Source organism: Leifsonia poae (assembly GCF_050632865.1).
Lineage (GTDB): Bacteria > Actinomycetota > Actinomycetes > Actinomycetales > Microbacteriaceae > Leifsonia > Leifsonia poae_B.
In genome coordinates, this window is record NZ_JBODSA010000003.1 from 545120 (window position 1) to 564891 (window position 19772).

The window sequence follows — 19772 nt, forward strand, 5'->3', positions numbered from 1 at the left end:
CACTTCGCGCGGTGGGTGCAGTCCCGAAGCGCGCGAGTTGCTGGTAGGTGCGGTCGACACGCCGTCGCCCACCGCAACGACGAGCAACTGACGGGAGTGGGGTCCCGGGGTCAGGGGAAGGCGATGCGGACGGGGGTCGGGACCGGGGAAGCGCCGAGCAGCGTCAGGCCGCGAGATGACTCGTCGAACGCGAAGACCCTGATCTCGTCGCTGTCCTGACAGGCGGCGAGCACGCGGTCGCCCTCAGGCGCGATCACGAGGTCGCGCGGCGTCCGGCCGCCCACCGGCACAGAGGCGACGAGCGAGACCCGCGACGCCGTCGGGTCGAACGCGAACACGGCGATAGCGTCATCGCCGCGGTTGCTGACGAGCACTGTGGTGCCGGAGGCGCTGATGCAGACGGCCGCCGGCGCGTTGTCCCCGGTCGCGCCGTCCGCCCGCGTCGTGGTGCTCTGCACCCGGACGAACCGGTCGCCCTCGCGCCGCAGGACGTCGAGGCTGGAGTCGAGCTCGTTGACGAGGAGGGCGTGCGTCCCGTCGGCGGTGAACGCCAGGTGCCGCGGCCCGGCCGATCCCACCACCACGGTCGCCTCGGGCCGCAGGGTGAGCTCGCCCGAATCCGACAGTGCGTACCAGCGCACCTCCCCGAGGCCGAGGTCGACCACCACGACGTCGCCGGTCACCGGGTCGATGCTCAGCTGGTGGACGTGGGGTGCGTCCTGGCGCTCCGGCTCGGGGCCGCGGCCCTCGTGCTGCACGAACGCGGTCCGCTCGCCGAGGCCGCCACCGTCGCCCAGCGCGTAGACGGACACTGTGCCGCTCCCGTACGTTCCCGTGACGAGCAGCGGGAGGGCGGGGTGCACGACGAGGTGCGCCGGCGACGCTCCTCCGCTCGACGCCGAGCCGAGCTCCGTCAGCGCACCGTCGGATGCACGTGAGAAGGCGACGACGCTGCCGTCGGGCTCGTTCTCGCTCACCGCATAGACCGCCGCGCCACCCCGCGCGACTGTCACCCACGAGGGATTCGTCACCCGCGCCAGGACGCGGACGTCCGTCACCGCCGTCCCGTCGAATCGCGCCGACAGCACCCCTTCCGCGTGGCCGTGGACGTGCGGAAGGGTCTCGGTGTACGTGCCGATGAGGAGTTCGCGGGGCATGCGCCCATCCAACCACCGGCCGCACACGAAGGCCGATGACCCCAAGTAGGATTGCCCGGTGCGTCTCGTCATTGCCACCTGCTCCGTCGACTATGCCGGCCGGCTCAGCGCGCACCTGCCCCTGGCCACCCGCCTGCTGATGCTGAAGGCGGACGGCAGCCTCCTCGTCCACTCCGACGGCGGCTCGTACAAGCCCCTCAACTGGATGAGCCCGCCCTGCACCCTCACGGTCGACGAGCCGGACGAGCTGCAGCAGGCGGCAGGCATCCGCGAGGTGTGGCGCGTCACCCAGGCGAAGACAGCCGACATGCTCGTCGTGTCGATCCACGAGATCCTGAGCGACACCGCCCACGACCTCGGCGTCGACCCCGGGCTCCAGAAGGACGGCGTGGAGGCGCACCTGCAGAAGCTGCTCGCCGAGCAGATCCATCTGCTGGGCGACGGTCACGTGCTGGTCCGCCGCGAGTACATGACCGCAATCGGGCCGGTGGACATCCTCGCCCGCGACGGTCAGGGGGCGGCGGTGGCGGTCGAGCTGAAGCGTCGCGGCGACATCGACGGCGTCGAGCAGCTGACCCGCTACCTCGAGCTGATGAACCGCGACCCGCACCTGGCGCCCGTGACCGGCGTCTTCGCCGCGCAGGAGATCAAGCCGCAGGCGCGCACGCTGGCCGAGGACCGCGGCATCCGCTGCCTGGTGCTCGACTACGACGCCATGCGCGGCCTCGACGACAGCGACAGCAGGCTGTTCTGATGGCCCGCCCCGCACCGCGCTTCCCGCAGAGCTACGAGAACGGCCCCGTCAAGAAGGCGCTGGCCGCGATCGCCGCCGAGCCGACCCTCGAGAACCTGGATGCGCTGCTCGCCGCGGCGACGAAGGGCGGCCTCGTCGTGGATGTGACCGGCTCCACCCCGCAGGACACGCGCCTGCGCACGATCAGCTCCACCACCGGCGAGGCGGTGCTCCCGCTCTTCACCTCGATGAACGCGCTCCGCGCCGCCGTCGCGCAGACCGCGGAGGGCGAGGGCGCACGCGTCCAGGCGGTCATCGTGCCCGCACTCGAAGCCCTCGGCTTCATCCGCACCGCCGACTTCGTGGCCGTGCAATTCGACCCGGGAGCGGAGCACACCATGGTGGTCGCACGCTCCCACATCGAGTCCGCCCTCAGCGAGCGCTGACGCAGGCCCCAGATACCTAACATACAGTAGGACCGCTATGACCAACCCGACCCCCACCGTCACGCGAACCTGGACCTGCATCCTGTTCGACCTCGACGGCACCCTCACCGACTCCGCCCCCGGCATCACCTCCTCGCTCGCGCGCATGTTCGCGACGCTGGGCCGGCCGGTACCCACCCCCGCCCAGCTGCTCGAGTACGTCGGGCCGCCGCTGCTCGACTCGCTCGAGAAGTTCGGCGGCATGACCGAACCGGAGGCGCGCGAGGCGCTTGCCGTCTACCGCGCCGACTACTCGGAGCACGGCGCACTCGACTCGGCGGTGTTCCCCGGCATCCGCGGGCTGCTGGAGCGCGTGCACGCGTCCGGCATCCCGATCGCGCTGGCGACGAGCAAGCCGGAGATCCAGGCCACGCGCATCCTCGAGCACTTCGGCCTCGCTCAGTACTTCGACGTCATCACCGGCGCGACCGAGGATGAGAGCCGCAGCGCGAAGGCGGACGTGGTGGCCGAGGCCCTGCGCCGCCTCGGCGAGCGCGGCGTCGACCTCGACCACACCGTGATGGTCGGCGACCGGGCGTACGACGTGGAGGGCGCCGGCGCTCACGGGCTGCCGACGATCCTCGTGGAGTGGGGGTACGGCTCCCCCGCCGAAGCCACGGGCGCGATCGCTGTCGTGCACTCGGCCGACCAGCTGAGTCAGCTCCTGCTCGGCTGAAGGAGAATTCCGTGCAGGCACTGTCCCGCGCGGGGCGGCGTGCGCGAGTAGGCTGTCTGGTTGCGATACCGCACCTCATACAGCACTAGGAATCAACATGCGCACACGTAATCCGTTCGTTCCGGCCGCCATCGTCGCGGCCCTGACCATCGCCACGCTGGCCGGCTGCTCGTCCAACGGCAACAGCAACTACGTCACTCCGGAGACGCCGGGGGCGTCCTCGTCGTCGAAGGTCGTCGGCGACGCCGACGCGAACTCGGGCCAGAAGTCCGAGGAGCTGCCCGCCGACTTCCCGAAGGACGACGTGCCGCTCGTCGAGGGCACCGTCGTGGTCGCCCGCGGCGACAAGACCAACGGCTGGTCGGTCACCGTGCAGCCGAAGGGCAAGAACGGCTTCGCCGACGCCACCTCCGCGCTGAAGGAGAAGGGCTACACCGAGCAGGCCGGCGCGACCGACTCCGCGGCCGTCTACACCAACGACAAGTACACCGTCGCGGTGAAGACCCCGGGCGTCTCGGTCACCTACGCCGTCACCGCCAGCCAGTAACACCCCCGGGCCCCGCCGCTAGCCGTCGAGCACAGGAAAAACGCTCCGAATCCGCGTGGATCGGGGCGTTTTTCCTGTGCTCGGCGGTTGGGGTCAGGCGTCGATCATGCGGACGAGCTCGTCGATGAACGCGGTGAACGTGTCGGCTCGGCGGATCAGGGCCAGGACCGCTTCGCGGTCGGAGAAGACCTCGACGAACTGGTCGAAGACAGTCTGGAAGGACGCGCGTCCCTCCGCCGAGAAGGCGATGAACGCGATCACGTTCACGCGCGCGTCGCCCCAATCGATCGCGGTGTCGTTGACCACAATCGCGATCGCCGTCCGCTTCGCGCTCATCGTCATGGAGTGCGGCACCGCCAGCGAGTCGGTGAACGCCGTCGACGACATCTGCTCCCGCTCGACCGTCTGATCCACGTATTCCTGGTCGATCGCCCCGGCCGCGATCATCCGGTCGCCGAGGGCGCGGATCATCGTGATCGGGTCGCGCGCGTAGAAGTTGCGCAGGAACAGGCTCTCGTCGAAGTACTCCAGCAGCTCGCTCTTGATGCGCGCCCGGTGGCGCTGCCGGCGGATGCGGGAGGCGGCCTGCCGTACGTGCTCCACATCCGTCTCGGTCAGGAACGGCTGCACGATGACCGTGTTCTCGCGCCGGACCAGCGGGTCGATCGTCGTCAGCACGAGATCGGCGTCGATCGCGTCCCAGTCGGCGTCGGTCGACGTGATCACGCTGGTGATGTCGAGCTCGTCGCCGAGCGTGCTCTCGAGCCGGTCGCGCAGCAGGATGTGCATGTCGTAGTAGTTGGGACACACCACCGCACAGGTGACCGCATCCCGCCGCCGCGACTGCTGCTCCAGGTAGGCGCCCACGTGCATCGCGATGTAGGCGATCTCGTCGTCGTTGACGGCGATCCCCTCGGCGGCCTGCAGCCGGCTGGCGATGTAGACGGCGAGCTCGTAGATCATCGGATACGAGCTCTTGATGGAGCGGGTGAGCGGGTTGCGCGAGTAGGTGTTCTCGTGAGCGCGGGCGATCAGGTTCTGGACGTGGAGGGTCAGCCGGACGATGAAGTCCTCGTCGTGCAGGTCGATCAGGTACTCGGTGGAGGCGCGGTCGATGATGCCGCGGACCACCTCCAGGTCGGCGGGGCTGACGAACTCCGCGACCGTGTCCCGTCCGGCGCCGGGCGCGATGACGCGCGTCCGCATCAGGATGGCGAGGTAGCGCAGCTCGGTGGGGTCCAGTGCGGTGCCGAAGTGCCGTTCGATCAGCTCGCCCAGATCACGCGCGAGGGAGCGGATGGTCTCGCTCGCCTCCGGCTCCTCGACCGTCGGCAGCACCCGGTTCTTCGCGACACGGTCGAGTGCGACCGCCATGTGCAGCAGCACGTCGTTGATGCCGTACTCGTTGACGAAGAAGCCCCGCGCGTCCAGCATCGCCACCAGGTCGGACTTGAACTCGGCCAGCCCCTGCGAGCCGAATGCCTCCTGGATGCGCGCCACGTCCACCACGCTCTGCCGCATCTCGTCGCGGAACAGGCGGCTCAGCAGCTTGCGCCGCGCGATCTCCGGCCCGAGCAGCTGCACCGTGGCGCCGTGCCGCTCCAGGGACAGCTCGGTGCCGGCGAGCAGCCCGCGCATCCGGGTCAGGTCGGACTCGATGGTGGAGTCGGAGACGAACAGGCTCTCGGCGGTCTCGTACACGTCGACGCCCTCGGGCTCGTCGAGCAGGCGTCGCACCAGGAAGACCAGCCGCTCCTGCGGCGACCCGGCGGTGCCCGCCTCCGAGGTGCCGTCGCCGGCGAGGTAGGCGGCGTACGCGTCCGTCTTGACCCGATAGCCGCTCGGTCCCGACTCGACGAGCTCGCCGAGGGCGGCGGCGTACGACCGGATGCTGCGGGTGGTCACGCCGATGTCGCGCGCGAGCTCCCCGCCGTCACCCAGGCAGCACGACGCGCGAGGATGTCGAGCATCCTCGTCTGCTTCGCCGAGAGCGCCACCGGGACCACCTTCCGAGACGAGTCAACCACCTCGCGGGTGCGCCGCCGGGGGTTCCGCCCATCTTTCCGCACCCCCGGAAGAAACGCTGCTGGAACCGCGACTCCGGCCGGAGAGACCATGATCGACGTCCCATGAGCTCCACCCCGGAAAGGCAAGATCGATGAGGATCGTGGTCGTTTGCGGCGCCGGCGCGTCCAGCACCTTCGTTGCCGTCAAGCTGCGCAGCGCCGCCCGGACCCGCGGGACGATCGTCGAGGTCGAGCCGGGAAGCGCCAGCCAGCTGGACTCCCTGGACGGTGTGGACGTCGTCCTGGTCGGCGCGCACCTCGAGTACGCCGTCCCCGGCCTGCGCGAGCGCGCGGCCGCCACCGGCACGGCCGTCGCCGTGCTGCCTCCTGTCTCCCCCGCAGCCCTCGACGGCGAGCGCGCGCTGGACCTGGCCCTCAGCGCTAAGGCGACGACACTATGAGCAGAGCCATTCGAAGAATGGGGGCGGCCATCCCGGCCGGTACGGAGCGAAGGAGATCATGACCATGGCTGAACGGATCATCACCGTCGGATCGGCGCACGGGCTGCACGCCCGCCCGGCGAAGCTCTTCGTCGAAGCGGTCAACGGCTCGGGCGCGAAGGTGAAGCTGACGAAGGAGGGCGGCAAGACCGTCGACGCCGGCAGCATCCTCGGCGTGATCTCGCTGGGCATCGACCACGGCGACAAGATCGTGCTCACCACCGACGCGGACAACGGCGAGGCCGTCCTCGACGACCTGGCCGAGATCCTGGCCACGGACCACGACGCCTGATCATGAGCGAATCGTCCACTCTCACCGGCGCCGGCATCGGCCAGGGCGTCGCCATCGGTCGCGTCCTGCGGATGTCGGCCCCGCTGCCCGAGCCGGCCGACCAGCCGAGCACGCGCACTCCGGATGAGGAGAAGGCGCGTGTCCAGCAGGCGGTGGCCACGGTCGCCGCCGACCTGCGCGAGCGCGCCTCCACCGTCAGCGGTACCGCCGCGGACGTGCTCGAGGCGCAGTCGATGATGGCGGAGGACTCCACCCTCGCCGACGACGTCGCCTCCCGGATCGACGGCGGCAAGACCGCCGAGCGCGCCGTGTTCGAGGGCTTCGCGGTGTTCCGCGACATGCTGAAGGACCTCGGCGGCTACATGGGCGAGCGCGCCGGCGACCTCGATGACGTCTCCCAGCGCGTCGTCGCAGCGCTGGAGGGCAAGCCCGCGCCGGGCGTCCCGCACTCCGACGAGCCGTACATCCTGGTCGCCCACGACCTCGCGCCGGCCGACACCGCCCTGCTCGACCTGACGAAGGTGCTCGGCCTGGTGACGAAGGAGGGCGGACCGACCTCGCACACCGCGATCCTGGCGCGCGAGAAGTCCATCGTCGCCGTCGTGGGCGCCGCCGGCGCGGACCAGCTGGCCGACGGCGACGAGGTCGTCGTGGACGCGGCATCCGGCACTGTCACCGTCGCACCGACCGACGACCAGCGCGCCGACGCCCAGCGCCGCATCGACGAGCGCGCGGCAGCGCTTGCCGGCGGCGTCGAGCCGGGCGCTCTGGCGGACGGCACGGCCATCCCGCTGCTGGCGAACCTCGGCTCGGCCGAAGGCGCCGAGGGCGCGGTCGCGGCGGGCGCCGAGGGCGTCGGACTGTTCCGCACCGAGTTCCTGTTCCTGGACGCGCGCATGGCGCCGACCGTGGAGCAGCAGCGCGAGCAGTACGTCAAGCTCCTGAGCGCGTTCGGCGGCGGCAAGAAGGTCGTCGTCCGCGTGCTCGACGCCGGCGCGGACAAGCCGCTCGAATTCCTCAACGACGCTCATGAGGACAACCCGGCGCTGGGCCTGCGCGGCCTGCGCTCGCTGCGCGCCAACGAGGACATCCTCCGCGAGCAGCTGACCGCCCTCGCCGAAGCGGATGCGCAGACCGACGCCGACCTCTGGGTCATGGCGCCGATGGTGTCCACCGTCGAGGAGACGCGCTACTTCACCGAGCTGGGCCGGGAGTACGGCCTCAAGACGGTCGGCGTCATGGTCGAGGTGCCGTCGGCCGCGCTCCTCTCCGACCGCGTCCTCGAGGTGGCCGACTTCGCCTCCATCGGGACCAACGACCTCACGCAGTACACCCTCGCGGCCGACCGCCTGCTCGGCTCGGTCGCCGGCTTCCAGGACCCGTGGCATCCCGCCGTCCTCCGCCTGATCGGCGAGGTCGGCGCGGCGGGCGTCGCGCACGGCAAGCCGGTCGGGATCTGCGGCGAGGCGGCAGCGGACCCGCTGCTCGCCGTGGTGCTCGTCGGACTCGGCGCCACCACCCTGTCCATGTCGCCCGCGGCCCTGGCCGACGTGCGGCTTTCCCTCAAGCGCTACACCCTCGGACAGGCCCGATCCCTGGCCGAGACCGCCCTGGCCGCCGATGGCGCGGCCGAAGCCCGGGAAGCGGTCCGCGCGGCCGCCGAGCGGTTCACCTCCTAACCCCCACCACCAGAAAGAGGCACCCAAATGACGACGGCGACAGCGACGACGCCGAAGAAGCCGAGCAGCGCACGTGTCCACGTGCAGCGGTTCGGCACCTTCCTCTCCAACATGGTCATGCCGAACATCCCCGCGTTCATCGCGTGGGGGTTCATCACGGCCCTGTTCATCGCGACCGGATGGCTGCAGAACACAGGATGGGCGATCAGCCCGATCCTCGGCGGCTTCGGCGACCAGGCGAAGATCGGCTGGCAGGGCGCGGCGACCGTGCTCTCGCAGGACCCGAGCGGCCACACCTTCCAGCAGTACGTCGGCCTGGTCAGCCCGATGATCACGTACCTGCTCCCGCTGCTCATCGCCAACACCGGCGGCCGCATGGTCTACGGCGTCCGCGGCGGCGTGGTGGGCGCGATCGCGACTATGGGCGTGATCGTCGGATCGACCATCCCGATGTTCATCGGCGCCATGATCCTCGGCCCGGGCGCCGCGTGGGTCATGAAGCAGGTCGACCGCCTCTGGGACGGCAAGATCAAGGCCGGCTTCGAGATGCTGGTCAACAACTTCTCCGCCGGCATCGTCGGCATGCTGCTCTCGATCGCCGCCTTCTTCGGGATCGCGCCGATCGTCGAGTGGCTGAGCTCGGTCCTGGGCGGCGCGGTCAACTGGCTCGTCTCGGCGCACCTGCTGCCCTTCGCCAGCATCCTGATCGAGCCGGGCAAGGTGCTGTTCCTCAACAACGCCATCAACCACGGCGTGCTCACCCCGCTGGGCGTCGAGCAGGCGCAGCAGACCGGCAAGTCGATCCTGTTCCTGCTGGAGGCCAACCCCGGCCCCGGCTTCGGCATCCTGATCGCGTACTCGATCTTCGGCCTCGGCATCGCTCGTGCGAGCGCCCCGGGCGCCGCGCTGATCCAGTTCGTCGGCGGCATCCACGAGATCTACTTCCCCTACGTGCTCATGAAGCCGGCCATCATCATCGCGGCCATCCTCGGCGGCATGACCGGCATCGCCACCAACGTCACCTTCGGGTCCGGCCTGCGCGCCCCGGCGTCGCCCGGATCGATCATCGCGGTGCTGCTGCAGACCCCGGCGGACAGCTTCGTCGGCGTCACGCTCTCCGTGGTCCTCGCGGCCGCCGTGTCCTTCATCGTCGCGTCGATCATCCTGCGGGCCAGCCGCAAGCGCGACCTCGCCGCGGGCAACGCGGGCGACCTGTCCGCCGCCGTCGCTCAAACCGAGGCGAACAAGGGCAAGGAGTCGTCGATCCTCGAGGGCCTGGTCCAGGAGGGCGAGCACGACACCGGCGACGCCCAGGGCGACGCCACCAAGCGACTGGTGCAGAACATCGTCTTCGCGTGCGACGCTGGGATGGGTTCGAGCGCGATGGGCGCGTCCGTGCTGCGCAACAAGATGAAGAAGGCCGGCGTCGAAGGGGTGACGGTGACCAACCAGGCCATCAGCAACCTCGACGGCACCGCCGACCTGGTCATCACGCAGCGCGAGCTCACCGACCGCGCGAAGGGCCAGTCGCCGAACTCGCTCCACGTCTCGGTCGACAACTTCATGAACAGCCCCAAGTACGACGAGGTCGTCGACCTCGTCACCAACCAGCAGAAGACCCCGGAGGACGCCACCAAATGACCGACACGATTCTCGACCGGGCGAACGTCGTGGCCGCGGGTACCGCGACCACGCGGGAGGACGCGATCCGCGAGGCGGGTGACCTGCTGGTTCGGGCCGGCGCCGTCGAGCCGGGTTACGTCGACTCGATGCAGGACCGCGAGAACACCGTCTCCACCTTCATGGGGAACGGCCTCGCCATCCCGCACGGCACCAACGAGTCCAAGGACGAGATCAAGCGGTCGGCGCTGTCCTTCATCCGCTACTCCTCGCCGCTCGACTGGGGCGGCGAGGAGGTGCGGTTCGTCGTCGGCATCGCCGGGCAGAACAACGAGCACCTGGAGATCCTGTCCAAGATCGCCATCCTCTTCTCGGAGGAGGACGACGTGCAGAAGCTGCTGGACGCTCCGGATGCGGATGCGCTGTACGCGCTCTTGGGAGATGTGAACGAGTGAAGGCCGTCCACTTCGGTGCGGGAAACATCGGACGCGGCTTCGTGGGGCTCCTGCTCCACGAAGCCGGGTACGAGGTGGTGTTCGCCGACGTCAACGCCGAGCTGATCGACGCGCTGGCCGCGGCCGACTCCTACGACGTCCACCTCGTGGGCGAGGAGTCGGAGACGAAGACCGTCACCGGTTTCCGCGCGATCAACAGCGCGACGGACGAGGAGGCGTTGGTCGCCGAGATCGCGACGGCGGACGTCGTCACGACCGCGGTCGGGCCGCGCATCCTCCGGTTCGTCGCGCCGGTGATCGCCCGCGGGCTCGCCGCCCGCGCGGAGGACGCACCGCGACTCGCCGTCATGGCGTGCGAGAACGCGATCGGCGCCTCCGACCTGCTGGCCGCCGAGCTGATGGACGGCCTCCCGGACGACGACACTCGCGAAGAACTCGCCGCGCGCGCCGTCTTCGCGAACACCGCCGTCGACCGGATCGTGCCGGCCCAGGCGCCGGACGCCGGGATCGACGTCACGGTTGAGACGTTCTACGAGTGGGTGGTCGACCGCACGCCGTTCGGCGGTCACGAGCCGCGCATCCCGGGCGCGCACTTCGTGGACTCGCTGGGACCGTACATCGAGCGCAAGCTGTTCACGGTGAACACGGGTCACGCGACCGTCGCCTACACGGGCTTCCTGAAGGGCGCGACGACGATCAGCGAGGCGATCGCCATCCCCGAGGTGCGCGAGGTCGCCGAAGCAGCGCTGCGCGAGACCTCGGCGGCGCTGTCGGCGAAGCACGGCCTGTCGGAGGAGGACCTGGCCGCGTACCGGGCGAAGATCCTCGGCCGGTTCGCCAACCCGTATCTCGTGGACGAGGTGACCCGCGTCGGTCGCGAGCCGATCCGCAAGCTCGGGCGCAACGACCGGTTCGTGGGTCCGGCGTCCGACTACGCGGAGTACGTGGGCGGCGTCCCCGAGGCGCTGGTCGCGGCGATCGGCGCTGCCCTGCGCTTCGACGTCCCCGAGGACACCCAGAGCGTCGAGCTGCAGCGGCTGCTCGACGAGGCGGACGCGGCTGCGATCGTCGAAGAGGTCATGGGTGTCGCCCCCGGCGACCTCCTCCACGCGCCCCTCACCGCCGTGGTCGTGGCCGCCCAGCAGGACCGCCGCGACGAATCCCTCTGACCCTCGGCCCGCGAGCACAGGAAAAGCGCTCCGGATTCCCCCGATCCGGAGCGTTTTTCCTGTGCTCGGGGCTGGGGCTGGGTGTTCGCCGACCAGCGGTGTCGGGGGCAGAGGGCGGTGGTACGTTTCGCTTGTGAGCCGAATCGTGTCGGTCGCGCCGGTCCTCCCGGCGCGCAGCTACAGCCAGGGGGAGATCACCGCTGCGCTGCTCGCGATGATCACATCCGACCCCGCCCGCCAGCAGGTGATGCGCCGCATCCACGCGTCGTCCGGGGTGCAGACGCGCAGCCTGGTGATGCCGCTGGAGCAGTACAGCTCGCTGGCGTCGTTCCAGGAGTCGAACGACTACTTCATCGCCGAAGGCACCTCGCTCGCCGAGCGCGCCCTCACCGCGGCGCTCTCCTCCGCCGGACTCGAGCCGACCGAGGTCGACTTCCTCCTCTTCACCTCGGTGACCGGCATCGCGGCGCCGTCGATCGACGCCCAGCTCGTCTCGCGCCTCGGACTGCGTACCGACGTCAAGCGCCTGCCGAGCTTCGGGCTGGGATGCGTGGCCGGGGCCGCCGGGATCGCCCGCGTCAACGACTACCTGGCCGGCCACCCGGATGAGGTCGCCGTGCTGCTGTCGGTCGAGCTGTGCTCCCTGACCGTGCAGGCCAGCGACGACTCCATGGCGAACATCGTGGCCAGCGGACTGTTCGGCGACGGCGCCGCCGCGGTCGTCATGGTCGGCGACCGGCGCGCGGACCAGCTGGGCCTCGCGGGCCCGGAGGTCGTGGACTCCCGCAGCCACATCTATCCCGACACCGCGGATGTGATCGGCTGGGACATCGGCGGGACGGGGTTCCGCATCGTGCTCAGCGCGGGCGTCCCGGAGGTCATCGAACGGAACTTCGCCGGCGACGCACGCGGCATCCTCGCGGCGCACGGCCTCGAGGTCTCGGACGTCGGCGCGTGGGCCGCACACCCCGGCGGACCGAAGGTGCTGGAGGCGTTCTCGCAGGCGCTCGACCTGCCTGAGGGAGCACTCGACGCCAGCTGGCGGTCGCTCGCCAACGTGGGCAACCTGTCCTCGGCCGCGGTGCTCCACGTTCTCGCGGAGCAGTTGGATGCCTACGCCACCGGAACGATCGGGCTCCTGTTCGCGCTGGGGCCGGGGGTGACCAGCGAGCTGGTGCTTCTCCGGTGGGCGGACGGCGAGCGCCGGGCGGCTCCGGCGGCGGTGAGCGCTGCTGCGGCGAGCGCTGCGACGCCGGCGATCGCCTCATGATCCGGACAGCGTCGTGATCTGGTACACCGTCCTCATCCTCGCGACCGGCGCGGAGCGCATCGCCGAGCTGATCGTCTCGACGCGCAACGCCAAGTGGTCGTTCGCTCGCGGCGGCGTCGAGTTCGGGCGGGGTCACTTCCCGCCGATGGTCGCCCTGCATACCGGGCTGCTGCTCGCCTGTCTCGCGGAGGTGTGGTTCCTCGACCGTCCGTTCATCCCGTGGCTGGGCTGGCCGATGCTCGTGCTGGTCCTGGCCAGCCAGGCGCTTCGGTGGTGGTGCATCGTCACGCTCGGACCGCGCTGGAACACCCGCGTGATCGTGGTGCGCGACCTCCCGCTCGTGCATCGCGGCCCCTACCGCTGGTTCACGCATCCCAACTACGTCGCGGTCGTGGTCGAGGGCTTCGCGCTTCCGCTCGTGCACACCGCGTGGATCACGGCCCTCGCCTTCACCGTGTTGAACGCCTGGCTGCTCGTCGTGCGCATCCGCTGCGAGAACCGCGCGCTGGCCACCGTCCTCGGGGAGCCTGCGCGCGCATGAAACCGGATGTCGTCGTCGTCGGCGGGGGGCCGATCGGGCTGGCGTGCGCGATCGAGGCGCGGATCGACGGCATGGACGTCGTCCTCGTGGAGCCGCGCGTCGGGCCCATCGACAAGGCGTGCGGCGAGGGGCTGATGCCCGGTGCGCTGGCAGCTCTCCACCGGATCGGTGTCGACCCGGCCGGCCGTCGACTCGACGGCATCGCCTACGTGGACGCCGCTTCGCGCGTCGAGCACCGGTTCGCCGAGCGTCCTGGCCGGGGCGTGCGACGGACCGTCCTGCACCAGGCGATGGCAGACCGCGCCGACGAGATGGGCGTGCACCGCATCCACGCCAAGGTCACCGGCGTCACCCAGCGGCGGGACGGTGCGACGCTCGACCTCAACGACGGGGAGACGGTCGACGCCCCCTGGGTGATCGCCGCGGATGGGCTCCACTCCCCCGTGCGGCGGATGGTCGGACTGGAAGGGCGATCGCAGCCGGGTTCCCGCCGGCGCTTCGGGCTGCGGAAGCACTTCGCCGTCGAGCCGTGGACCTCGCTCGTGGAGGTGCACTGGTCGGACGGCGCGGAGGCCTACGTGACCCCGGTGGACGAACGGACCGTCGGCGTCGCCGTGCTGGGCGCGCGGCCGTTGGATGTGGACGCGGTCATCGCGGGCATCCCCGAGCTCGCCGGGCGTCTCGACGGGATCGCCGCGGTCTCGGAGCCGCGTGGTGCCGGTCCGCTGCTCCAGCGGGCGCGATCGCGGTCGACCGGACGCGTGCTGCTCGCCGGCGACGCCTCCGGCTATGTGGACGCGCTCACCGGCGAGGGGATGCGTGTCGGCTTCGCGCAGGCGCGCGCGGCCATCGCCGCGGTGCGCTCCGGGGACATGGAGCGGTACGAGCGGGCGTGGCGCGCGACGACGCGGGACTTCCGGATGCTGACCTCGGCGCTGGTGGTCGCGGCGCGGTCGCGTTATCGGCCGCGGATCGTGCCCGCCGCTGTGCGACGTCCTGAGCTGTTCGGTTCGGTCGTCGAGCGCCTGTCGCGCTGAGGTTTGCTATCGCGTGCACTACGTGCATCGCATGCGAAATGTGGCTTATAAAGCATGCTTAGCCCTGTGGATTGTGGCCGTCAGAGGGGTGGAACGATTAGTATGTGTCTCAGATAGACATCGACATCCGATATGCCGGAAGGTGAGACATGGGCCATTCAGCATCCACCCCATCGGAGGACGCGACGACGACGCCGAAAGTCCCGAAGAAGAGGACGACGGTGACCTTCTACTTGACCGACGCCATGCGCAACCGCGCCCGCGCCGCCTACCGGCAGACGTCGTACGACGAGCGCGACACCAGCTGGTCCGAGATGATCAACAAGGCCCTGCTGGCCGAGGTGCAGCGCCGCGAGCGCGCCTACAACGGCGGCCGGGCCTTCGTCGGCAACGACGAGCCGCTGACCCCGGGGCGGCCGATCGGGTATTGAGAGGCGGCGGCCCTACAGTTGCGAGCGCGATTCACCAACCCCGCGAAGGAAGGCCACGAGCGGTTCGGACGCGATGGCCGGCTCGTTGAGCGCCAGCTCGAGTTGATTCACCTAAGCCGGAGTGAGCTCGAACAGGTCCTCTTTCTGCACCGTGCCATTCTTCCAGCGCGCCCGATTGCGACGAGCGCGGTGACCGCAATGAGCCGCGCCCGCACCCAGGCATGACGAGTTCCCGGCACGTCGGCGGCTGGGGTGCCGACGTGCCGGGAAGCTGTCGCCCGACTCAGCGGGTGTGGTGACGGCGCGGGCGGTTGGCCGCCGTGAACGCCAGCATCACACCGAGCAGAGCGAGGAGCGCGCCCAGGGCGCCCAGACCGAGCTCGTTCGAGCCGGTGGAGGCGAGGGAAGCGCTGCCGCTCAGACCACTGGTACCGCTCACGCCACTGACGCCGCTCACCCCGAGCATCGTCGCGGCGCCCGCCGAAGCGGTCACCGTCCCGCGGTCGGGGCCGGCCGCGACGGGCGTGGTCGGGGTCGTCGGAGTGGTGGGCGTGGTCGGGTCGGTGGGAGTGGTGGGCGTGGTCGGGTCGGTGGGAGTGCCCGGGGTGGTGGAGCCAACCGTCGAGCTGTCGCCGACCACGCTGATCGCGTTGCCGCCGACCGTCACCGGGACGTCAACACCGATCGGCAGGTCGACCCCGCCGATCAGGCCGCCGCCGTCGGTTCCGCCCGTGGTCCCGTCACCGGCCGATCCACCCGTAGCCGGAGCCGTGGTGGTGGAGCCGGTCGACGTGGAGTCGCCCACGACCGAGACGGCGTTGCCGCCGGCGGTCACCGGGACCGCCGCGTCGACCGGAGCCTGGACGCCGGTGAGGAGACCGCCGTCGGAGGTCGAGCCCCCGGCGGTCGTGCCACCACCCACAGCCGGAGCCGAGGTGGACGCGCCCGAGGTGGTCGAGTCGCCGATCACCGACACCGCGTTACCACCGGCGGTCACAGGCACCGCGGCGACGATGGGCGCCTGGACGCCCGCAAGCACCCCGTCCGAACCACCGGACGTTGCGGTCGTGCTGCCGGCAGCTGGAGCCGACGCGGTGGAGCCCGAGGTCGACGAGTCACCGATCACCGACGCAGCGTTGCCGCCCACCGTCACCGGCATCGCAGCACCGACCGGAGCCTGGACAGCGGTCAGCAGGCCGCCGTCCGAACCACCGGACGTCGCGGTCGAACCACTACCCGCGGCCGGAGCCGAAGCAGTCGAACCCGAAGTGGTCGAGTCGCCGATCACCGAGACGGCGTTACCACCGGCAGTCACCGGGACAGCCGCGTCGATCGGAGCCTGGATGCCCGAGAGCACCCCAGCATCCGAAACGGCGCCTGACGTTGCCGTCGAACCGCTGCCCACGGACGGAGCTGAAGCAGTCGAACCCGACGTCGACGAGTCACCGACGATCGACACCGCGTTACCGCCCGCAGCCACCGGCACCGCAGCACCGACCGGAGCCTGGATGCCCGACAGCACACCACCGTCCGAGCCACCGGACGTCGCGGTCGCGCTGCCACCCGCAGCCGGAGTCGAGGTCGTCGAACCCGCGGACGACGAGTCACCGACCACCGACACCGCGTTACCGCCGGCGGTCACTGGGGCGGAAGCCGAGACGACCGCCTGGATGTCGGACAGCAGGCCGCCATCCGAGCCGGAGCCGGTCGCGGTCGCGCCGGAGCCCGAGCCGGTCGAGCCGCCGTCGGCGCTCGAGCCGGTCGAGCTGGAGTCGCCGACGACGGAGATCGCGTTGCCGCCCGCCGTCACCGGCACATGCACCGCCACCGGCGCCTGGATGCCGGAGGCGACGCCGTCCGAGCCGGGCGAAGTGGCGGTGCTCCCCGCCCCCGCGTCGCCGGATCCGGCGGCGGTCGAGTCCGTGCTGGCGGCGTCGCCGAGGACGCTGATCGCGTTGCCCGAGACGTCCACGGGGACGCTGACGGAGGCCACAGCCTGATCGCCGCTCAGGACGCCACCGACCGCATCCGGGGAGATGGTCGCGGAGGGCGCGGGCGCCGCCGGGGTGGATGCCGTCGAGCCGGAGCTGGACGAATCGCCGACGACCGCGATGCCGTTCCCGGCGAGCGAGACGGGGATCGAGACACCGACGACCGCCTGGTCGCCAGTGTCGACGCCGTCGCCGCCTGGATTCTCGGCCGCGTTCGCGGCGGCCGTTCCGGCGAGCCAGAGGCCGCCGACGCAGAGGGTGAACCACATCCCTCTGGAGACGTACTTGTTCATGAGGAAGCCTTTCCGAAATGAGTGGGAGGGCCCGGGCGCGCACAGAGGCGCCGGGCACGGTCGCGTGCTGCCAGATGGCAGCCGGGGACCCACTCAGTCGGGGCTGATGTCGTGGTCGGCGACGGGGCCGGCGGGGACCACGTCACCCGCGGCCGTGCCGCTGAGCCCGCTCCGGAGGGAGCCGGGCAGGAAGAACCGATCCGCGGTCGCCGCGGCAGAAGGCGCAGCGCCGCCGGGGGCGCCCGAAGCGCCCGAAGTGCCGGCGGAACCGCCGGTGGGCAGACCCCCGCCCGGCACACCGCCAGGCGTCGAGGGGTCGCCGCCGAGCGGTCCGGTCGGCGACGAGGCCGCACCTGCCGCGACGGGCAGCGCAGCGGCGAAGGCGCTGAAGGCACCCAAGCCCACTGCGGCGGAGCCGAGCGTTGCGCCGAACGGCGTCGAAAGGCCCTGGGACGGGGAGAGCAGGTTCACCGCGCCCGACACCGCCGGTCCGGGCTCAGGAGCGGGTGTCGGACTCACCGAAGTGCCCGGCAGGCCCGGCACCCCAGGCAGGCTCGGCAGGCTCGGCACGAGCGGCGTGACCGCCGTGTCGACCGCGCCCACGACATCCGACACCGCCTGGTCGACGGCACCCGCGACGGGCTCCGTCACCGACGCGACCGGTGCCGCAGGGAGAACGTCCCCCACGACCGGCACCGCCGCAACGACCTCGTCCACGGTCGACGCCACCGGCTCCACGACGCTCTGGACCGGCGCCTGATCGGCCACCTTGTCCACGACCTCGGTCACGGGAGCGACGACCGCCGAGACGACCTCGTGCACGGGCTCCGGGACGGCCGGAGCAACCGCCTGTGTCACCGCGCCGACCGTGTCGCCGACGCTGCCGGTGACGCTCGAAACGAGAGATCCGACGACGGGAGGCGGCGCGGGCTCGGCCGCCGACGCGGACGGCCCTCCCGCCAGGAAGCCCAGCACGGTCAATCCGGCACCGGCGATCAGGGATCCGATCAGCACGCGCGCAGGGGTGATGAAGCGGTGATGCGCCAACTCGGCCACCTCCGGCATACGATCACCCCCTGACCGTTCGAGACGAGGGCGAGTGTACGCCGCGGTCTACTAGACAGGAAGAGCGGATTCCGAAGCGGTGTCCGCCGGGTGTTCGGTTCGCGAACGGCCCCGCCGGGCAGCTCCGGCGGCGAAAGCCACCACGATGAGTGCGCCGACGGTCATCGCGGCACCCACCCAGAGCGGCGACGTGTAGCCCAGTCCGGCCGCGATCGTGAGGCCGCCGAGCCAGGCGCCGAGCGCGTTGCCGAGGTTGAAGGCCGCGATGTTCGCCCCGCTCGCGAGAGTGGGCGCGTGCGAGGCGTACGAGAGCACGCGCAGCTGCAGGGCCGGCACGGTGGCGAACCCGAAGGCGCCCATCAGAACGAGCGCGATCACCGCTCCGACCGGGAGTCCGGCGACCAGGGCGAAGGCGACGAGGACGACGGCGAGCGCGGCGAGCAGCCAGAGCAGCGTCCGGTCGATCGAGCGGTCCGCGAGCCGTCCGCCAACCCAGTTGCCCGCGAACAGACCCAGCCCGAACAGGATGAGGAGCCACGGCACGGCAGCGGACGGGAAGCCCGACACCCCGGTCAGCGTGTAGGCGATGTAGGTGAAGGCGCCGAACATCCCGCCGAAGCCGAGGACGGTCGCCGCGAGCGACAACCACACCTGACCGGAGCGGAATGCGGACAGCTCACCCCGGAGTCCGGCCGTCGGCCTGTCGGCCGCGCTCCGCGGCACCAGGATCGCGATGCCGATCAGCGCGACGACGCCGATGACAGTGATCGCCCAGAACGTGGAGCGCCAGCCGAGCGCCTGGCCGAGCAGCGTCCCGAAGGGCACGCCGAGCACGTTCGCGGCGGTGAGACCGGTGAACATGACGGCGATCGCGCGCGCCTGCTTCTCTGGCGCGACGAGGCCCGCGGCTACGACCGACCCGATGCCGAAGAAGGCGCCGTGGCAGAGCGCTGCGAGCACGCGGCCGCCGAGCATCACGCCGTAGGAGGGGGCGAGCGCCGACAGGAGGTTGCCCGCGATGAAGAGGACCATCAGCCCGAGCAGCGCCGCCTTGCGCGGGATGCGGGTCGCGGCGGCCGTGAGGCCGAGCGCGCCGACGACGACCGCGAGCGCGTAGCCCGAGATCAGCCAACCGGCGGCGGCCTCGTCGACGTGGAAGTCGGCCGCGACCTCGGGCAGGAGCCCGGCGATGACGAACTCGGTGAGTCCGATGCCGAACCCTCCGAGGGCGAGGGCGATCAGGCCGGCGGGCATGGTGACTCCTTCAGGATGAGGTGGGGTGCGCTAGTCTGTTAGTTGCAGACGCGTCATAAATAGTTGCACGTGCAACTAAAGAGCGCAAGTGCGGAGGGAGACGACATGGGCATCGCCGACGACGCCGTGGAGGTCCGCGCCCACGGCTGGCGCACCCTCGCGGCCCTGCATGGCTACATCGAGGCCGAGCTGGAGCGCGAGCTGACCCGCACTGTCCGGCTCTCCGTCGTCGAGTACACCGTCCTCGACGCGCTCGCACGTCAGGACGGCTGGCACATGCGGATGCAGCAGCTGGCCCGCGCGAGCGCGCTCAGCCCCAGCGCCACCACCCGCCTGGTGAACCGTCTCGAGGAGCGCGGGCTGCTCACGCGCATCCTGTGCGCCGACGATCGCCGCGGCATCTACACCGAGCTGACGACCGATGGGCACCGGCTGCTCGACGAGGCCCGGCCGGTGCACGACGTCGCGCTGGCCCGCGCCCTCGACGGCGCACGCGACATCCCGGAGCTCGCTCCGCTGGTGGATGCACTCCCCAGCTGAGCGCGCAACCCGCCTGACCTCGACCGGCACC

19 protein-coding genes and 1 pseudogene are annotated in these 19772 nt (G+C 70.9%); 15 read left to right on the top strand and 5 right to left on the bottom strand.

Annotation, left to right across the window (positions count from 1 at the left end; translation table 11 throughout):
• Nucleotides 1-110: 110 nt before the first annotated feature.
• Nucleotides 111-1157, bottom strand: a complete 1047-nt coding sequence (locus ACRAWB_RS12760) for a lactonase family protein (protein ID WP_431353664.1) — start codon at nucleotides 1155-1157, stop codon at nucleotides 111-113.
• A 58-nt stretch (nucleotides 1158-1215) separates the two neighbouring features.
• On the opposite strand from ACRAWB_RS12760, the gene nucS reads away from it, so the two are divergent.
• The 4 genes from nucS (at nucleotide 1216) to ACRAWB_RS12780 (ending at nucleotide 3598) form a co-directional block, all read left to right on the top strand.
• Nucleotides 1216-1911, top strand: a complete 696-nt coding sequence (gene nucS, locus ACRAWB_RS12765) for an endonuclease NucS (RefSeq protein WP_363806523.1) — start codon at nucleotides 1216-1218, stop codon at nucleotides 1909-1911.
• On the top strand, nucleotides 1911-2336 hold the full coding sequence (locus ACRAWB_RS12770) for an SseB family protein (RefSeq protein ID WP_431353665.1): 426 nt from the start codon (nucleotides 1911-1913) through the stop codon (nucleotides 2334-2336). Before nucS ends, ACRAWB_RS12770 begins: the two co-directional genes overlap by 1 nt.
• Before the next feature lie 37 nt (nucleotides 2337-2373).
• Entirely contained in the window at nucleotides 2374-3051 is a 678-nt protein-coding gene (locus ACRAWB_RS12775) for an HAD hydrolase-like protein (protein WP_431353666.1), read from the top strand.
• 97 nt (nucleotides 3052-3148) lie between these two features.
• Nucleotides 3149-3598 carry a hypothetical protein gene (locus ACRAWB_RS12780; protein WP_431353667.1) on the top strand — a complete coding sequence of 150 codons (450 nt, stop codon included), beginning with the start codon at nucleotides 3149-3151 and terminating at the stop codon, nucleotides 3596-3598.
• Between the two features lie 93 nt (nucleotides 3599-3691).
• Here ACRAWB_RS12780 and ACRAWB_RS12785 read toward each other — a convergent pair.
• Nucleotides 3692-5595, bottom strand: a pseudogene (locus ACRAWB_RS12785) (BglG family transcription antiterminator).
• Between the two features lie 161 nt (nucleotides 5596-5756).
• Between ACRAWB_RS12785 and ACRAWB_RS12790 the strand changes: the two are divergent.
• From ACRAWB_RS12790 to ACRAWB_RS12835, 10 genes are all read left to right on the top strand, one after another.
• Nucleotides 5757-6065, top strand: coding sequence for a PTS sugar transporter subunit IIB (locus tag ACRAWB_RS12790; protein WP_064110532.1), 309 nt, complete (start codon nucleotides 5757-5759; stop codon nucleotides 6063-6065).
• Nucleotides 6066-6129: 64 nt separating this feature from the next.
• The gene (locus ACRAWB_RS12795) at nucleotides 6130-6396 is read left to right on the top strand and encodes an HPr family phosphocarrier protein (protein WP_064111988.1); all 267 of its coding nucleotides are present in this window, start codon (nucleotides 6130-6132) and stop codon (nucleotides 6394-6396) included.
• A gap of 2 nt (nucleotides 6397-6398) precedes the next feature.
• The gene (gene ptsP / locus ACRAWB_RS12800; RefSeq protein WP_431353668.1) at nucleotides 6399-8075 is read left to right on the top strand and encodes a phosphoenolpyruvate--protein phosphotransferase; all 1677 of its coding nucleotides are present in this window, start codon (nucleotides 6399-6401) and stop codon (nucleotides 8073-8075) included.
• 27 nt (nucleotides 8076-8102) lie between these two features.
• Nucleotides 8103-9716, top strand: a complete 1614-nt coding sequence (locus tag ACRAWB_RS12805; RefSeq protein ID WP_431353669.1) for a PTS mannitol transporter subunit IICB — start codon at nucleotides 8103-8105, stop codon at nucleotides 9714-9716.
• The gene (locus ACRAWB_RS12810; RefSeq protein ID WP_431353670.1) at nucleotides 9713-10150 is read left to right on the top strand and encodes a PTS sugar transporter subunit IIA; all 438 of its coding nucleotides are present in this window, start codon (nucleotides 9713-9715) and stop codon (nucleotides 10148-10150) included. The genes ACRAWB_RS12805 and ACRAWB_RS12810 overlap by 4 nt, the downstream gene beginning before the upstream one ends.
• Complete coding sequence (locus tag ACRAWB_RS12815) at nucleotides 10147-11319, top strand: mannitol-1-phosphate 5-dehydrogenase (RefSeq protein WP_431353671.1); 1173 nt, start codon at nucleotides 10147-10149, stop codon at nucleotides 11317-11319. Before ACRAWB_RS12810 ends, ACRAWB_RS12815 begins: the two co-directional genes overlap by 4 nt.
• Before the next feature lie 133 nt (nucleotides 11320-11452).
• Nucleotides 11453-12589 (top strand): type III polyketide synthase, encoded by a 1137-nt coding sequence (locus ACRAWB_RS12820; protein WP_431353672.1) that lies wholly within the window; start codon nucleotides 11453-11455, stop codon nucleotides 12587-12589.
• A 13-nt stretch (nucleotides 12590-12602) separates the two neighbouring features.
• The gene (locus tag ACRAWB_RS12825; RefSeq protein ID WP_431353673.1) at nucleotides 12603-13130 is read left to right on the top strand and encodes an isoprenylcysteine carboxyl methyltransferase family protein; all 528 of its coding nucleotides are present in this window, start codon (nucleotides 12603-12605) and stop codon (nucleotides 13128-13130) included.
• Nucleotides 13127-14167: an NAD(P)/FAD-dependent oxidoreductase gene (locus tag ACRAWB_RS12830; RefSeq protein WP_431353674.1), complete on the top strand. Its 1041-nt coding sequence runs from the start codon at nucleotides 13127-13129 to the stop codon at nucleotides 14165-14167. Before ACRAWB_RS12825 ends, ACRAWB_RS12830 begins: the two co-directional genes overlap by 4 nt.
• 149 nt (nucleotides 14168-14316) lie before the next feature.
• Nucleotides 14317-14598: a ParB family protein gene (locus ACRAWB_RS12835; protein ID WP_431353675.1), complete on the top strand. Its 282-nt coding sequence runs from the start codon at nucleotides 14317-14319 to the stop codon at nucleotides 14596-14598.
• A gap of 283 nt (nucleotides 14599-14881) precedes the next feature.
• Here ACRAWB_RS12835 and ACRAWB_RS12840 read toward each other — a convergent pair whose 3' ends face one another.
• The 3 genes from ACRAWB_RS12840 to ACRAWB_RS12850 form a co-directional block, all read right to left on the bottom strand.
• The gene (locus ACRAWB_RS12840; protein ID WP_431353676.1) at nucleotides 14882-16882 is read right to left on the bottom strand and encodes a beta strand repeat-containing protein; all 2001 of its coding nucleotides are present in this window, start codon (nucleotides 16880-16882) and stop codon (nucleotides 14882-14884) included.
• 93 nt (nucleotides 16883-16975) lie between these two features.
• A complete protein-coding gene (locus ACRAWB_RS12845) occupies nucleotides 16976-17947 on the bottom strand; it encodes a hypothetical protein (RefSeq protein WP_431353677.1) in 972 nt (323 codons plus the stop codon).
• A gap of 51 nt (nucleotides 17948-17998) precedes the next feature.
• Nucleotides 17999-19201 carry an MFS transporter gene (locus ACRAWB_RS12850; RefSeq protein WP_431353678.1) on the bottom strand — a complete coding sequence of 401 codons (1203 nt, stop codon included), beginning with the start codon at nucleotides 19199-19201 and terminating at the stop codon, nucleotides 17999-18001.
• Between the two features lie 105 nt (nucleotides 19202-19306).
• On the opposite strand from ACRAWB_RS12850, the gene ACRAWB_RS12855 reads away from it, so the two are divergent.
• Nucleotides 19307-19741 carry a MarR family winged helix-turn-helix transcriptional regulator gene (locus ACRAWB_RS12855; protein WP_431353679.1) on the top strand — a complete coding sequence of 145 codons (435 nt, stop codon included), beginning with the start codon at nucleotides 19307-19309 and terminating at the stop codon, nucleotides 19739-19741.
• The last annotated feature ends 31 nt before the right edge of the window (nucleotides 19742-19772 follow it).

Excerpts from the sequence above, each read along its gene's own strand:
- ACRAWB_RS12795 (WP_064111988.1), top strand. The coding sequence starts at position 6,130 with ATGGCTGAACGGATCATCACCGTCGGATCGGCGCACGGGCTGCACGCC.
- ACRAWB_RS12760 (WP_431353664.1), bottom strand. The coding sequence starts at position 1,157 with ATGCCCCGCGAACTCCTCATCGGCACGTACACCGAGACCCTTCCGCAC.
- ACRAWB_RS12840 (WP_431353676.1), bottom strand. The coding sequence starts at position 16,882 with ATGAACAAGTACGTCTCCAGAGGGATGTGGTTCACCCTCTGCGTCGGC.
- ACRAWB_RS12775 (WP_431353666.1), top strand. The coding sequence starts at position 2,374 with ATGACCAACCCGACCCCCACCGTCACGCGAACCTGGACCTGCATCCTG.
- ACRAWB_RS12780 (WP_431353667.1), top strand. The coding sequence starts at position 3,149 with ATGCGCACACGTAATCCGTTCGTTCCGGCCGCCATCGTCGCGGCCCTG.
- ACRAWB_RS12845 (WP_431353677.1), bottom strand. The coding sequence starts at position 17,947 with ATGCCGGAGGTGGCCGAGTTGGCGCATCACCGCTTCATCACCCCTGCG.
- ACRAWB_RS12830 (WP_431353674.1), top strand. The coding sequence starts at position 13,127 with ATGAAACCGGATGTCGTCGTCGTCGGCGGGGGGCCGATCGGGCTGGCG.
- ACRAWB_RS12810 (WP_431353670.1), top strand. The coding sequence starts at position 9,713 with ATGACCGACACGATTCTCGACCGGGCGAACGTCGTGGCCGCGGGTACC.
- ACRAWB_RS12855 (WP_431353679.1), top strand. The coding sequence starts at position 19,307 with ATGGGCATCGCCGACGACGCCGTGGAGGTCCGCGCCCACGGCTGGCGC.
- ACRAWB_RS12790 (WP_064110532.1), top strand. The coding sequence starts at position 5,757 with ATGAGGATCGTGGTCGTTTGCGGCGCCGGCGCGTCCAGCACCTTCGTT.
- ACRAWB_RS12805 (WP_431353669.1), top strand. The coding sequence starts at position 8,103 with ATGACGACGGCGACAGCGACGACGCCGAAGAAGCCGAGCAGCGCACGT.
- ACRAWB_RS12835 (WP_431353675.1), top strand. The coding sequence starts at position 14,317 with ATGGGCCATTCAGCATCCACCCCATCGGAGGACGCGACGACGACGCCG.
- ptsP (WP_431353668.1), top strand. The coding sequence starts at position 6,399 with ATGAGCGAATCGTCCACTCTCACCGGCGCCGGCATCGGCCAGGGCGTC.
- ACRAWB_RS12770 (WP_431353665.1), top strand. The coding sequence starts at position 1,911 with ATGGCCCGCCCCGCACCGCGCTTCCCGCAGAGCTACGAGAACGGCCCC.
- ACRAWB_RS12850 (WP_431353678.1), bottom strand. The coding sequence starts at position 19,201 with ATGCCCGCCGGCCTGATCGCCCTCGCCCTCGGAGGGTTCGGCATCGGA.